The organism is Moritella dasanensis ArB 0140, from assembly GCF_000276805.1.
Classification (GTDB): domain Bacteria; phylum Pseudomonadota; class Gammaproteobacteria; order Enterobacterales; family Moritellaceae; genus Moritella; species Moritella dasanensis.
Genome location: NZ_AKXQ01000030.1, coordinates 25,224 through 40,372 on the forward strand (window position 1 = coordinate 25,224; position 15,149 = coordinate 40,372).

General features: G+C 42.4%; 13 protein-coding genes. 11 read left to right on the plus strand and 2 right to left on the minus strand.

Going from position 1 to position 15,149, the window contains the following annotated elements; all coding sequences use genetic code 11:
* Positions 1-6: 6 nt before the first annotated feature.
* The 8 genes from ilvG (at position 7) to ilvA (ending at position 10,908) form a co-directional block, all read left to right on the plus strand.
* Positions 7-1,665, plus strand: a complete 1,659-nt coding sequence (ilvG, locus tag A923_RS0119185) for an acetolactate synthase 2 catalytic subunit (protein ID WP_017223319.1) — start codon at positions 7-9, stop codon at positions 1,663-1,665.
* A complete protein-coding gene (gene ilvM, locus A923_RS0119190; RefSeq protein WP_420192182.1) occupies positions 1,652-1,909 on the plus strand; it encodes an acetolactate synthase 2 small subunit in 258 nt (85 codons plus the stop codon). The genes ilvG and ilvM overlap by 14 nt, the downstream gene beginning before the upstream one ends.
* Before the next feature lie 104 nt (positions 1,910-2,013).
* Positions 2,014-2,943, plus strand: coding sequence for a branched-chain amino acid transaminase (locus A923_RS0119195; protein WP_017223321.1), 930 nt, complete (start codon positions 2,014-2,016; stop codon positions 2,941-2,943).
* A gap of 100 nt (positions 2,944-3,043) precedes the next feature.
* Positions 3,044-4,891 carry a dihydroxy-acid dehydratase gene (gene ilvD / locus A923_RS0119200; protein ID WP_017223322.1) on the plus strand — a complete coding sequence of 616 codons (1,848 nt, stop codon included), beginning with the start codon at positions 3,044-3,046 and terminating at the stop codon, positions 4,889-4,891.
* Positions 4,892-5,185: 294 nt separating this feature from the next.
* The gene (gene ald / locus A923_RS0119205; RefSeq protein ID WP_017223323.1) at positions 5,186-6,301 is read left to right on the plus strand and encodes an alanine dehydrogenase; all 1,116 of its coding nucleotides are present in this window, start codon (positions 5,186-5,188) and stop codon (positions 6,299-6,301) included.
* Positions 6,302-6,362: 61 nt separating this feature from the next.
* A complete protein-coding gene (locus A923_RS0119210; RefSeq protein WP_017223324.1) occupies positions 6,363-7,364 on the plus strand; it encodes a glucosaminidase domain-containing protein in 1,002 nt (333 codons plus the stop codon).
* Between the two features lie 497 nt (positions 7,365-7,861).
* On the plus strand, positions 7,862-9,142 hold the full coding sequence (locus A923_RS0119215) for a dicarboxylate/amino acid:cation symporter (protein WP_017223325.1): 1,281 nt from the start codon (positions 7,862-7,864) through the stop codon (positions 9,140-9,142).
* Between the two features lie 200 nt (positions 9,143-9,342).
* Positions 9,343-10,908 carry a threonine ammonia-lyase, biosynthetic gene (ilvA, locus tag A923_RS0119220; protein ID WP_017223326.1) on the plus strand — a complete coding sequence of 522 codons (1,566 nt, stop codon included), beginning with the start codon at positions 9,343-9,345 and terminating at the stop codon, positions 10,906-10,908.
* On the opposite strand, the gene A923_RS0119225 is transcribed toward ilvA, so the two are convergent.
* Complete coding sequence (locus A923_RS0119225) at positions 10,905-11,657, minus strand: DUF4852 domain-containing protein (RefSeq protein ID WP_017223327.1); 753 nt, start codon at positions 11,655-11,657, stop codon at positions 10,905-10,907. The two genes, ilvA and A923_RS0119225, sit on opposite strands and share 4 nt — an antisense overlap.
* Before the next feature lie 204 nt (positions 11,658-11,861).
* On the opposite strand from A923_RS0119225, the gene A923_RS0119230 reads away from it, so the two are divergent.
* From A923_RS0119230 to A923_RS0119240, 3 genes are all read left to right on the plus strand, one after another.
* On the plus strand, positions 11,862-12,704 hold the full coding sequence (locus tag A923_RS0119230) for a 23S rRNA (adenine(2030)-N(6))-methyltransferase RlmJ (RefSeq protein ID WP_017223328.1): 843 nt from the start codon (positions 11,862-11,864) through the stop codon (positions 12,702-12,704).
* 132 nt (positions 12,705-12,836) lie between these two features.
* Positions 12,837-13,703, plus strand: a complete 867-nt coding sequence (locus A923_RS0119235; RefSeq protein ID WP_017223329.1) for an alpha/beta fold hydrolase — start codon at positions 12,837-12,839, stop codon at positions 13,701-13,703.
* Positions 13,704-13,709: 6 nt separating this feature from the next.
* Positions 13,710-14,786: a potassium channel family protein gene (locus tag A923_RS0119240; protein ID WP_017223330.1), complete on the plus strand. Its 1,077-nt coding sequence runs from the start codon at positions 13,710-13,712 to the stop codon at positions 14,784-14,786.
* 94 nt (positions 14,787-14,880) lie between these two features.
* Here the strand turns inward: A923_RS0119240 and ubiK are convergent, their stop codons facing one another.
* Positions 14,881-15,117 carry a ubiquinone biosynthesis accessory factor UbiK gene (ubiK, locus tag A923_RS0119245; protein ID WP_017223331.1) on the minus strand — a complete coding sequence of 79 codons (237 nt, stop codon included), beginning with the start codon at positions 15,115-15,117 and terminating at the stop codon, positions 14,881-14,883.
* Positions 15,118-15,149: the final 32 nt, after the last annotated feature.

Sequence of the window (15,149 nt, forward strand, 5' to 3'; positions counted from 1 at the left end):
AGATTAATGAAAGCCACAGAGTTTATTGTAAATGCTTTACGTAAGCAGGGTGTAACCCAAGTCTTCGGTTATCCTGGTGGCGCGATCATGCCATTGTATGACGCGTTATATGATGGTGGTGTCGCGCATTTATTAGCGCGTCACGAGCAAGGTGCGATCATGGCTGCACTGGGTTATGCACGAGCGGGCGCCAGAGTCGGCGTCTGTATCGCCACTTCAGGTCCGGGTGCCACCAACCTAGTGACAGGTTTAGCGGAAGCAATGGCGGATTCAATTCCTGTTGTGGCGTTTACTGGCCAAGTGCCGAGTGCCTTAATCGGTGTCGATACGTTCCAAGAAGTGGATATTCTTGGCATGACGTTATCGTGTACTAAGCACAGCTTCTTGGTTGAAGATCAAAATGATTTAGATCGTATCATTGCCGAAGCATTTACGATTGCGACCTCTGGCCGTCCTGGTCCAGTGTTAATCGATATCCCTAAAGATATTCAACTGGCTGTAATGGCGAATGAAACGGTATCAGAATTAGCTGAACTACCGCCACTCGATGGCTTGGTTGATGAGCAGGTTGCTGCGGCTCGGGCATTATTACACGCGGCGAAAAAACCAGTATTGTATGTTGGCGGCGGTGTTGGCATGGCGAATGCCGTACCTGAACTTCGTGAATTAGCGGCAGCATTAGATATACCCATGGTTAGTACCTTGAAAGGTATTGGTAGTGCCGACCCTGAACACCCTTATTATTTGGGTATGCTGGGTATGCATGGCCTGAAAGCGGCTAACTTAGCAGTGCAAGAAAGTGATCTGTTGATTGCCGTCGGTGCGCGTTTTGATGATCGCGTGACCGGTAAACTGGATGAGTTTGCCCCGCATGCCAAAGTGATCCACCTCGATATTGATGCCTGTGAACACAATAAATTACGTGTTGCGAATGTCGCTATCACTACTGATCTAAAACTTATTCTGCCAGCATTAAAAATGACACTGGATATTGCCCCTTGGCGATTACATAGCTTAGAAATGAAAGTCGAAACCGCTTTCCGTTATGACCATCCTGGCATTGCGATTTATGCTCCTTTATTACTTAAGCAATTATCAGCGAGTTTACCGGAAGATCATCTGGTTGCTTGTGATGTTGGTCAGCACCAAATGTGGACTGCGCAGCACATGACTTTTACTCAGCCTGAAAACTTATTATCCAGTGCTGGTTTCGGTACGATGGGCTTTGGTTTACCAGCTGCGGTTGGTGCTGCATTAGCGCGTCCCGATGCGATGCCGGTTGTAGTTACGGGTGATGGTTCAATCATGATGAACATCCAAGAACTCGCGACGATTAACCGCGCTAAATTACCGGTGAAAATTGTGCTCATCGATAATCAACGTCTTGGTATGGTACGCCAATGGCAAACACTGTTTTTTGATGGCCGTTTATCGCAGACAATTCTTGACGATAACCCGGACTTTGTGGCATTAGCGGCAGCATGTGGTATTCCTGGTGAAACGGTTGTTGTGAAAGAACAAGTGCAACCGGCGATGGACCGTATGCTGGCGAGCAAGGGTGCGTACTTCTTACATGTACAAATTTCAGAACAAGAAAATGTGTGGCCATTAGTGCCACCAGGTGTTAATAACGGCGAGATGTTGGAGCGATATGATGAGTGCTAAACAAGTACATGACGTGGTGATTGAAGCCACTAATACACTGGAAATTTTAGAGCGTGTATTACGTGTTATTCGTCATCGAGGCTTTCGTATTAGCCACATGAATTCTGAACAAATGAATGATTGCAATAACATAAAGATTACGGTTACAGTATCTGGTGAGCGCGGCATAGATCTACTCTATAAACAGTTAGATAAATTGTTTGATGTGAGTAAAGTCAGCGTTCAGCATATTACTACAATATAGCCGTACTGTAATATAACACTTTATTGAAAACGCGAGTATGCACTCGATTAGTACTGGCGTTATTTAAAATAATACAAAATGACAGCATAAGGGAAGAAGCGATTATGGCGAATACTGAACAACAAGTTTGGTTTAATGGAAAGATGGTTCCTGAATCTCAGGCTAAAGTAAGCATATTTACGCATGCATTGCATTATGGATCATCGGTATTTGAAGGTATTCGTGCTTATGATACGCCGAAAGGACCCGCTATTTTCCGTCTACAAGAACACATCCAACGTTTATTTGATTCAGCTAAAATCTATGGCTGGACTATCCCTTATTCAAAACAAGAAATTGAACAAGCCTGTAAAGATGCAGTATTAGCTAATGGCCTGACCAATGCTTATTTACGTCCACTGGCTTATATTGGTAATGTTGGATTAGGCTTAACACCAAAATCAACCGTATGTGAAGCACTCGTAGCCGCAATGAATTGGGGCGCTTATCTTGGCGATGAAAGCTTAGAAGAGGGCGTTGATGTTTGTGTTACGTCTTGGAATCGCCTTGCTCCAAATACTATTCCGACTGGCGCTAAAGCCGGTGGTAATTACTTATCATCACAGTTAATTTCGTCAGAAGCGAAACGTCATGGTTATGCTGAAGGTATTGCGCTGGATGTAAACGGCACTATTTCTGAAGGTGCGGGTGAGAACTTATTCTTCGTTAAAAATGGTGTCATCCATACGCCGCCAACAACAGCGTGTATTTTACCAGGTTTAACCCGTAATACCTTAATGGTATTGGCGCGTGACTTTGGTTATGAAGTACGTGAAGAGCCTATTGCCCGTGAAGCGATGTATCTTGCCGATGAAATGTTCATGTGTGGTACTGCTGCTGAAGTCGTGCCAGTACGCTCTGTGGATCGTATCGACATCGGTACGGGTAAACGTGGTCCAATTACAGAAAGATTACAAACAGCTTATTTTGCTTTGATTAAAGGTCAGAGTGAAGACAAATGGGGTTGGTTGGATTACGTCGCTGATCCGAGCTAACGACAACTGTCGACTAGATTATTGCTTATATTTGATTATTAAAATGAGGCTCAGATAGGCCTCGTTGTTACCATTTTATTTTTGTTTCATGGAGAGAACAATGCCTAAATTACGTTCTGCAACATCTACCCAAGGCCGTAACATGGCTGGTGCTCGTGCTTTGTGGCGTGCAACTGGTACCCGCGAAGAAGATTTCGGTAAGCCGATTATTGCCATTGCCAATTCATTTACCCAATTTGTACCGGGTCACGTTCATCTAAAAGACATGGGCCAATTAGTTGCCGATGAAATTTTGAAAGCGGGCGGTATCGCCAAAGAATTCAATACTATTGCTATCGATGACGGTATCGCGATGGGTCACGACGGCATGCTGTATAGCTTACCTTCACGTGATTTAATTGCTGACTCAGTTGAATACATGGTGAATGCGCATTGCGCGGATGCATTAGTATGTATTTCTAACTGTGACAAGATCACTCCTGGTATGTTGATGGCGGCACTTCGTCTTAATATTCCAGTTATCTTTATTTCCGGTGGTCCAATGGAAGCGGGTAAAACCAAGCTTTCAGACCAACTGATTAAACTTGATCTGGTTGATGCCATGGTGATGGGCGCAGATAAAAATGTGTCTGATGAAGATCTTGATAAAGTAGAGCGTAGCGCGTGTCCTACTTGTGGTTCATGTTCAGGCATGTTCACAGCAAACTCAATGAACTGTTTAACAGAAGCATTGGGTTTATCACAACCGGGTAATGGTTCATTAGTAGCAACACATGCTGATCGTGAAGAATTATTCTTAAACGCGGGTCGTCGTATTGTTGATCTGTGTAAGCGTTATTATCAGAACGATGATGAATCAGTATTACCGCGTAACATTGCTAACCGTGAAGCGTTTGAAAATGCGATGACGCTTGATATTGCCATGGGTGGTTCAACTAATACAGTATTACATTTAATCGCTGCTGCGATTGAAGGCGAAGTTGATTACAGCTTAGCGGATATGGATGCGTTATCACGTAAAGTGCCGCAGTTATGTAAAGTAGCACCGTCAACGCCGCTTTATCATATGGAAGATGTGCATCGCGCCGGTGGTGTGATGGGTATTTTGGGCGAACTGAATCGTGCTGGTTTATTGCATACAGACAACATGACCGTAATGGGCATGACCATGGCTGAGCAATTAGCTAAGTTTGATATTGTTACTACTGAATCTGAAGCTGTGAAGAAAATGTACTCAGCAGGCCCGGCTGGTATTCGTACTACTAAAGCATTCAGTCAAGATTGTCGTTGGGATTCACTTGATGATGATCGCGAGAACGGTTGTATTCGTTCAATCGAAAATGCGTACAGCCAAGAAGGTGGTCTTGCCGTATTAACAGGTAACATTGCTGTTGATGGCGCAGTTGTTAAAACAGCTGGTGTTGCTGATGACAATCTATTGTTCCGTGGTACTGCACGTGTCTTTGAAAGCCAAGATTCAGCGGTAAGCGCAATTTTAGCCAGCGAAATTAAAGCCGGTGATGTGGTTGTGATCCGTTATGAAGGTCCTAAAGGTGGTCCGGGCATGCAAGAAATGCTCTATCCAACCAGTTACCTGAAATCAATGGGACTCGGTAAAGCGTGTGCATTAATTACTGATGGCCGTTTCTCGGGTGGTACTTCAGGTCTTTCTATTGGTCATGCTTCACCAGAAGCGGCAAGCGGTGGTTTGATCGGTCTGGTTGAAGATGGCGATATCATTGATATTAACATTCCAGAACGTTCGATGAATCTTATCGTTGCTGACGACGTATTGGCTGCGCGTCGTGTTGAGATGGAAAATCGCGGTGAATTAGCCTGGAAACCGGTTGAGAAACGCGAACGTAAAGTCACTCAAGCATTACGTATTTATGGTTACTTTGCGACGAGTGCAGATAAAGGCGCGGTACGCGATAGAAATCTGATCTAACTCCTTATATAAACTACCTCGTTAGTATTATCTAACAATTAGCAATGATCTATATCAAGGGCTCTGCAGTAATCGACTATGATTACGGCAGAGCCCTTTTTTTTGGGCGAGATCTTGCTCACAGAAAAAATTATCTTCTGTTCAACATCGATTTAACAAATCTTATATAAATTTTCTTTAAAATTAGAATGATCTTTAGTGATTAATTCTGCAGTTCTACGTCTATACTGCACCTATATATCGAGAAGATTTTCTAATCCAGTTAAATAAACCAAATATCGGAGTAAACAGCATATGATTATCGGCGTACCTAAAGAAATTAAAAACCATGAATATCGCGTAGGTATGACTCCTGCAAGTGCAAGAGAACTTATTGCACATGGCCATACGGTTAATGTTGAAACATTTGCTGGTGCTGGTATTGGTTTTAGCGACAGTGATTATGAAGTTGTTGGTGCAAAAATCTTAGCAACTGCTGCAGACGTTTTCGCAACTGCAGATATGATTGTAAAAGTAAAAGAGCCTCAAGCTGTTGAGCGTGCAATGCTACGTGATGGCCAAGTGCTATTCACTTACTTACACCTTGCACCTGATTTAGCGCAAACAGAAGACCTAATCAAGAGTAATGCAGTATGTATCGCTTACGAAACTGTAACTGATGCAAACGGTGGTTTACCACTACTTGCTCCTATGTCTGCTGTTGCTGGTCGTATGTCAATTCAAGCTGGCGCACAAGCATTAGAAAAATCACAAGGTGGTTGTGGTCTTCTTATGGGCGGCGTACCAGGTGTTGCTCCTGCAAACGTTGTCGTTATCGGCGGCGGTGTTGTTGGTATGAATGCAGCTAAAATGGCTGTTGGTATGGGCGCTAGCGTAACTATGTTAGACCGTAACCTGACTGTACTAGCTAACCTAGACAACCAGTTCGATGGTCGTTTGAAAGTAGTTTATTCTACTCATGATGCAATTGAAAAATATGTATTAGAAGCTGACCTAGTAATTGGTGCGGTATTAGTTCCTGGCGCAGCTGCTCCAAAACTAGTAACTAAAGACCTAATTTCACGCATGAAGCCTGGTGCTGCTGTTGTTGACGTTGCAATCGACCAAGGTGGTTGTTTTGAAACTTCACACGCTACAACACACCAAGACCCAACTTACATCATCGATGACGTTGTACATTACTGTGTTGCTAACATGCCTGGTGCTGTTGCGAAAACATCTACATTCGCATTAAACAATGCAACACTACCGTACATCATCAAACTTGCTAACCTAGGTTGGAAAGAAGCGTTAACACAAGATGCGCACCTGCTTAACGGTCTAAACGTTATTGCTGGTCACGTTACTGTTCAAGACGTTGCTGAAGCACATAACCTACCGTTCGTTGCACCAAAGAGCATGATTTTATAATCTAGCTTATTGCAATAACGTGTTAAATTAGCACCATTATTTATTAATGGTGCTTTTTTGTATGCAAAAGAAAATAACGGTGTTAATCCTTATCGCCGGACTCGGTCTATTTGGCCTTTATACCCTCCTTCAATCTGATGATACGGTTGATGTTGAAAAATCAGATGTACCTGACTTTGCTGCTATCAGCGATGTTAATGCCAAAAAAACAGCCTTCTTTAACTATCTACAGCCTGCGTTTGATGTTGTCACTGCCGAAGTATTGGCTGAACGTGCATTACTGACCACTTGGCAAACTAAAGTGGCGTTAACCACAGATGAACAAACCCAACTGCAAGCGATGGCTGACATGTATAAAGTCACGGCTGATACAGATCAACAAGTGATTGCTATGTTATTAGCTCAAGTTGATGTCATTCCAGAAGAGCTGGTGTTTAGTCAATCCGCTAATGAAACGGGTTGGGGTACGTCGCGTTTTGCTAAACAAGGCCATAACTTCTTTGGCCAATGGTGTTTTAGTAAAGGTTGCGGCATTGTACCAAACCAACGCGATCAAGGCGCTGCGCACGAAGTTGCCAGCTTTGATTCGATAGCAGCGTCTGTGCGATCGTATTTCCGCAATATTAACCGTAATCAAAGTTATTTACCGCTACGTGATATTCGTAGTGAGCTGCGTATCAATGATGAACGTATTAATGCCTGCGCGCTTGCGGCGGGATTAATTAACTATTCAGAAAGAAAACAAGCTTATATTAATGAGATTCGCGCGATGATCCGTCATAACCGTCAATTTTGGCGTGACAATGCGAGCACTGATTATGCTTTGTGTGCGGCCCCACAACCTGTGGTCACTGAAATTGTCGAAGAAGAAGCGATTGAATTACCTGAGGTCATTACCTTGACTGACGATAGCGCTATTGCTGAAGTGAAAAATATTGACTCAACTTTTGTTGAAGCGAAAAATAGTGATTCAAAAATTGTTGAGTCTAATAAGACTGAAGATAATGTAAAAAATGACACTGTAGCGGCAGAAGAACCAATAAAATCCGTTGTAGCAGAATAATTACCTAGTTTACTTTTTAGGTGCTCAGAGCCTTTCTGAGTGCCTTTTTTAGATTTTAATATTCGTTAATTCCCTGCCATTTTAAACGCTGTTAGTCCGTAAGGGTAACTTAGGTTAAATTTACGCTATAAATCACTATGTTTGTTAAAATCAGCCTGTTTTTTGAAATTACCCCATTGTTGATATACTGCCTACTTTTGAGTATATGAGGGTTTTTGGCGGTTTTAACCCCGTTAAATTGCTGTTTCTTAATTTTAAGGGGGTTTTATTGATGATTATATAGATGTTACATAGTCGTAAAAGTGTAAAAAATGCTTGGATATGTGACCGACCTCAATTTTCCTGGCACTAGTTGATTGAACTGCTTCCCATCACCAATGTAGTTGTAATACTCTCCACCCATCAAATCTTGCAGTGCAAAGAATTGTAAAAATATAAAAATAATATATAAGCAAAAAAACACACACTACTATGATAATTTAAAGGCTGAGTTTGTTATGGATAAATCACTAAGTTCGAAAATATTTATATCCCTGTTTGTGGGCTTACTACTGGGTACAATCGTTCAGTATGGCTTTGGAGCAGGATCGTTCCTTGACACATACTTTGTCGGCGCAGCAACTGCAGTCGGTACTATGTTTGTATCACTAATCAAATTGATGGTTGTACCATTAGTTTTCATCTCTATTGTATGTGGTGTATGTGAACTGAAAGACATCAAAAGTTTCGGTCGCCTAGGTGGCAAAACTTTCTTCCTTTATCTAGCGAATACAGCAATCGCAATCACAGTAGCACTTATTGTGGCAATGATTGTACAACCAGGTGTTGGCGCTAACCTTGCTGAACTAGGTGGTACTGCGGTAGTACTAGCAACTACTGAAACGCCAGATATCGGTCAACTAATTATCAACATCGTACCAAGTAACCCTGTTGAAGCATTTGCTTCTGGTGACATGTTACAAATCATCTTCATGGCAATCATCACTGGTCTAGCTATTCAAGCACTAGACACTAAAGGTGGTCCAGCGATCAATGCATTCCAAATCGCTAATGACATCATGATGAAACTTGTTAGCCTAATCATGAGCTTTGCCCCGTTTGGTGTATTCGCGTTAATGATTCAATTAGGTGCGACACTTGACGGTGCAACACTGGCTTCAGTAGCAAGTTATGTTGGTCTAGTTGTAGCGTTACTTGTTGTTTGGATTCTTGTTGTTTACCCACTCGCAGTATGGGCTACTACCGGTATCCGTCCAGCTACGTTCCGTCGTCAGATCCGTGAGCAGTTCCTATTCTCACTATCTACAGCGAGTTCAAATGCAACTATCCCTGTAACAATGCGTACACTAACTGAGAAAATCGGTGTATCGAAAACAGTTGCTGGTTTTGGTGTGCCACTAGGCGCAACAATGAACATGTCTGGTGTATCTATCTACATCTCAATTGCAACAGTATTTGCTGCAAACGCATACGGCACGCCAATCCAAGTGACTGACTTATTCACTATGGGTCTTACTATTTTACTATTATCAGTAGGCGCAGGTGGTGTACCTGGTGGCGGTATCGTGATGATCGGTGTGTTACTAACGCAAATGGGTCTACCTGTTGAAGCACTAGCAATCATCGCTGCGGTTGACCGTATCAACGATATGTTCTGTACTTCTGCTAACGTTATCGGTGATACAGCGGTTAATACTATCGTTGCTAAATCTGAAGGCGAGTTAGACATTTCAATTGCTAACGCTGAAGAACCTCAAGGTGAAGCTAAAACAGCTTAATCGAACAAAGTAATACAAGAAAGGGAGCTTAATGCTCCCTTTTTTATTTCCTGCTAAAAGTTATCCTGCGTTAATTCTTTTTATCTGTTTCGATTGTTGTTATAACTAGGTAATAGTATTAAGTCATGTACTAGGTATTAAAACTAGATAATAGCGTTAACGATGGCATGCCAAAGCGTTAACTTGTCAGCTAAAATTCAATGGATGATCGAGTGACAGATAACGAAACCCAACACCCCCAACCGCTACTTACTGCAAATGATTATTTGTGTAAGATCTTACTATCACCTGTTTATGAAGCAGCCGTGGTTACACCGTTACAGCCATTAACTAAGCTTTCTCAACGCTTAGGTAATAATATTCTGCTTAAGCGTGAAGACCGCCAACCCGTGCATTCATTTAAACTGCGTGGCGCTTTTAATAAATTAGTGCAGCTGTCTGAAGCACAAAAATTACGTGGTGTCGTAGCAGCCTCGGCGGGTAATCATGCCCAAGGTGTGGCGATGTCTGCGAAGAAGCTTGGTATTAAAGCCATCATTGTGATGCCAGTTATTACCCCAGAAATTAAAGTCAGTGCAGTGCGCGGCTTTGGCGCTGAAGTATGTTTGCACGGTGATAGTTTTGATGAAGCTTCTAACTATGCTAAAAAATTGTCTGCTGAAGAAGGTTATACCCTGATCCCGCCATTTGATGATCCGGATGTGATCGCGGGACAAGGCACTATCGCGCGTGAACTGCTCGAGCAAAATGCGCACTTAGATTATATCTTTGTGCCTGTTGGTGGCGGTGGTCTGGCTGCGGGTATTGCTGTTTATATCAAACAACTTAAACCATCAATTAAAGTGATTGGTGTTGAACCACGTGATTCAGCCTGTTTACGTGCCGCGCTCGATGCCGGTGAACCCGTAACATTAGATCGTGTCGGTATCTTTGCTGATGGCGTCGCGGTAAAACGTATTGGTGTTGAAACCTTCCGTTTGTGTAATGAATTTATTGATGACGTGATCACGGTGAGCAGTGATGAAATTTGTGCATCGTTAAAAGATATTTTTGAAGATACTCGCGCAATTGCTGAACCATCGGGTGCATTAGCCTTAGCGGGTCTAAAAAAATATACTGAACTAAATGAATTACGTGATAAAAATATGACGGCTATCTTAAGTGGCGCGAATGTAAATTTCCATTCATTACGTTACGTATCAGAGCGCAGTGAATATGGTGAGAAAAAAGAAGCAGTACTTGCTGTTACCATTCCTGAACGTCCTGGCGCATTCTTAAAATTCTGTGAATTAATCGGTAATCGCGCTGTGACCGAGTTTAACTATCGTTATTCTAATCGTGCAGCGGCGAATATCTTTGTTGGCTTACGTACACCACAAGGTACGCCGGAGCTAGACACTGTGATCAAACAGCTTGAAGACGCTGAATATCCAGTGGTTGATTTATCTGAAGATGAAATGGCCAAACAACACGTGCGTTACATGGTTGGCGGTCGCCCTGCGGAAGCCTTGCAAGAACGTCTGTTTAGTTTTGAATTTCCAGAACATCCTGGCGCATTACAGAAATTCTTATTAACCCTTGGTATGAATTGGAATATTACCTTATTCCATTACCGTAATCATGGCGCTGCGTATGGCCGAGTATTAACGGGTTTTGAATTACCTGATGGTGAGATGAAAGCGTTTTCAGCTTACTTGGTTAAATTGGGCTATCAGTATAAAGAAGAAACCAATAACCCAGCGTATAAATTCTTTCTTGCGCACTAATTAACACTGACAATATCTGCCACTGAGAATGAATCAATTCTCAGTGGCACCTCGCGATCCTCATCACTGTAAAAAATCACCCGCGTCATGATTGCGCCTAATCCCTGTCCCTGTGTGCCAGCAACGTGGTTGATGCTAACTTCAATATCCACGGGCAAACTATTCATATGGTCTTGCTGAATATTATTAATGGTTAATAACCGGGCGAGATCGGGGGCTAACTTTAATTGATTAAGTTGGTTTATATTGCTGATATAAATATAAAACGCCTCAGGAAAACTGCTTTCAACGGGCAAGTCTTTGGTTAATTTATACTGGTAAGTTTGCTGCTCATGGACCAGTTTTAACGCCTGTATTGGAAATGCCTGACGTTGGCGATCATACGCACCGAGATAAACCTCGGTCTGCAGCAGCAACACTTGATTGCGTTGTTGTTCATTTTGGTTTTTCCAGTTGCGCCGCAATTTTATTTTCTTCAAGGCTAATAATGCGGCATCATCTTGATAAAGTGCCATTATCTCGGGGTGGTAAAGCGCCGTATAAGCATCCATGTGGTGGCTAAAAGGGTAGTCTTTATTGAGTAATATCGAGGCTGTTAAGGCGCGATCCCAATTTAGTTGGTATTGCGTGTTGCTGGTTAATAGTGGATTTTGATTATAGCTAGGTGACGGTGCGCTGAATGACCTGTGGTCGTTCAAACCGCAGGCCGATATTAGCAAGGGTAATAAAAGTATTAATATTCGCCGCATTGTCATTTCCTTTGTTTGTTCCAATGAATCAAAAGTAGGGTTAGCCCTGAGTTTGGTTAATCACTATAACAACTGAGAAATTAACGAAAGTATGAATAAAGCATACTATTGCAGACTTGAAAGATAGAATAAATAACCTAGTTTTAACTAAACAGTGCTACCCTTTAGCGCATTAATCCCACTCTTTTTATATTGGAAAATATTATGCTGAGCTACCGCCACAGTTTTCATGCTGGCAACTTTGCAGATGTACTTAAACACACCGTTGAAGTACTGATCTTAGAAGCGTTAAAACAAAAGGATACGCCTTTTGTTTATCACGATACCCATTCTGCAGCAGGTCGTTATAGCTTATCGAGTGCCAACGCTGAAAAAACAGCTGAGTACGTTGATGGTATCGCACGTATTTGGCAGCAAGGTGAAGTGCCTGCACCATTAATTCCTTATTTAAATGTGATTAAGCAGATAAATAAAACGTCGAAACTAAAGCATTACCCTGGTTCGCCATTAGTTGCTCGGTTATTACTACGTGAACAAGATCGCATGCAAATGACAGAGTTACACCCTGCCGATGTGAAATTGTTAGAACAAGAGTTTGCCGGTGATCGTCAAGCGCGAGTTTTCAAACAAGATGCTTACGACGGGCTGAAAGCTTTGTTACCAGGCCGCGCTAAACGTGGTTTAGTATTGCTTGATCCTTCTTATGAAATCAAAAGCGAGTACCGTCAAGTAGTGCAAGAAATCGCACAAACTTACCGTCGTTTTGCTACGGGCACATACGCACTTTGGTATCCAATTATTGAACGTCGCACCATTGACCGCCTTAAGCGTGATTTTGTTGGCACCGGTATTAAGAAGATCTTAGTTATCGAACTTTGTGTAAAAAGTGATACTGAAGAACGCGGTATGACAGGTACTGGTATGGTCGTGATTAATCCACCGTGGAAGCTGTTCTCGCAAATGGAAGAATTATTACCTTGGTTAACCGAAGAATTGGGTCAAGATAAAAACGCCCACTTCCGTCTAGAATGGTTAGTACCTGAATAATCTAAAATAAGTATCAAGTTAATAGTATCGAGTTACAGTATCAAGTAATAGTATCGTTTTGCTCGTGTAACTCGCGCTGGCCTAGGTATTTATACCTAGGCGCATTAAATAGGCGCATCAAATAGGTAAATTATGAAGCAATGGATCGCAGAACAATTATCAGCACAGGGCGCTGTCGCTGCAGGATTACCCGCTAAGCACATTGGTGGTGACGGTGAGCATTTGGTATTTTTTCATGCCAATGGTTTCCCGCCAGCTATGTATCAACAAATGTTACAACCCCTTACTGACACTTATAAAGTCAGCGCTGTTTATCAGCGTCCACTCTGGCCATTACCGGTGCCCGAAGATTTTGATAATTGGCGATTGATGATCAACGACGCGTGCCGTTTTATTGCCGCGCAGCCTGAGCCTATTACCTTAGTTGGTCATTCGATGGGTGGCTTAATCAGTATTATTTGTGCGGTACGCGAACCAACAAAAGTAAAAAAACTGATTCTACTCGACCCGGTTATTCTCGCGCCCCATCTGATTTGGGTGATGCGAAACCTGCCTGATTTTCTACGTAAAAAACTGCCGTTAGTGGAAAAAACATTAAGACGTCCCGATACTTTTGCTAATATTCAACAAGGCTTCGATTTTCATCGTAAGGTGCGTGGCTTTAAAGGTATTTCCGACAGTGTATTGGCCGATTATATGGCCGAAGGTTTGTATCAAACCGACGACGGTTTCAAACTGAGTTATAGTCGTGAGTGGGAAGCCAGTATTTATCAGACCGTGCCTTGGGCTTGGTCGAGTATCAACAAATTAACGACTGAGACAGTGGTGATGAGAGGTCGTGACTCTGATACCTTATCGACAGAAGTTGTCACGCGCTTATTACGTAAACAACCACACATCAAACTGGTTGAAGTGGACGGTGGACATTTGTTCCCATTAGAGCAACCGGTGCAAACTGCTGAGGTTATTCGCCAGCAGTTAACCATTCATGAAAATTAGGTCCATATGTATATATCTCGACTGATTAGTTTAGCCTTGCGTAAGCTCACTGCCGAGTTGCGTTGGGCTAATTTATTTTTGATTTTTTGCAGCTACTTAGCCGTAGTCTGGGGATTGTTGTGGCTAAGTAATGAAACCGCATTAACCGACCCTCTGACCTTTTTTTATTATACTGTGGTGGTGATTAGTACGGTTGGTTTTGGTGATCTTTCGCCAAGCACGGCAAGTGGACAATTGGTCGTTGCGCTTATTCAGATCCCGTTTGGGTTGTTAATTTTTGGTGCGGCGATTGGTAAAACAACGCAAGCCATTGTCGCTATTGCAAGGAAAGGTATGAACGGAAAAAAAGATTTTAGTACTTACAGCGATCATATTTTAATTTTAGGTTGGCGTGCGCATCGCACTAAACGCATTTTAGAATTGATATTGGCAGATAAAAAACGTCATCAACGCAAAATTATTTTATGTGTTGAGCGTGATATGAGCCATCCGTTCCCGCAAATGCTGGATGTTGAATTTGCGAAGCTGGAGTCGTTTACGCATAAAGATGAGTTAACGCGTATTGCCATGGCACAAGCGAGTTCGATTATTGTCGATGGCGAGAATGATGAAATGACGCTATCAATGGCATTAAGTGCGTCTTCAAACGCATCAAAACAGGCGCATATTAGTGCTTATTTCCATGAAGAAAGTAAAGCCGAGTTATTGCGTGCGCATTGCCCTAATGTTGAATGTGCAAGCTCACGCCATGCCGAAATTTTAGTGCGTACCATGCAATCACCCGGTGCCAGCATTCTGCATGAACAACTGTTTTCAACGTTAGACGAAGCGACGTTATATTGCTTAACATTAGACAATATACCGGAAATGACCGTCGGCGATGTGTTTCAGCCACTGCGCGAAAAATACGGTATGACCTTGATGGCGATTGCTGATGATGAAAAAGGTGGCGGTTTTAAATTAAACCCTGATATGGATACGCAGTTGTATGCTGGACAAATACTACATTATATAGCCAATGAACGGATCCGTAAGCAAGAGATCAATTGGGTTGATGTGTTATTGCTGAAAATAGAAAAATAGAAAAATAGAAAAAGAAGTAGGAAGGGAATACCTGATACTGTTAGCCATGTTTTGTGTTAATCACAGCCTGTGCTAACAGTATCAGATAGATGAACTATTTTTCTAGTGCTGTTAGACGTGCTTCTAATGCCGCTAACTTTTCACGGGTGCGTAATAGCACTTTAGTTTGCACTTCAAATTCTTCGCGGTTAACCAGATCAAGTTTGTTCAGTTGTGATTGCAATACTTGATGGATCTTCTTTTCGACTTCAGATCCTAACGATTTAACGCTGCTTGGTAATGATTCATGTATTTGCTTCGCGATTTCTTCTAATTTTTGTGGCTTGATCATACGGCACCTAATTACGAGTGAGTTTAACGAGT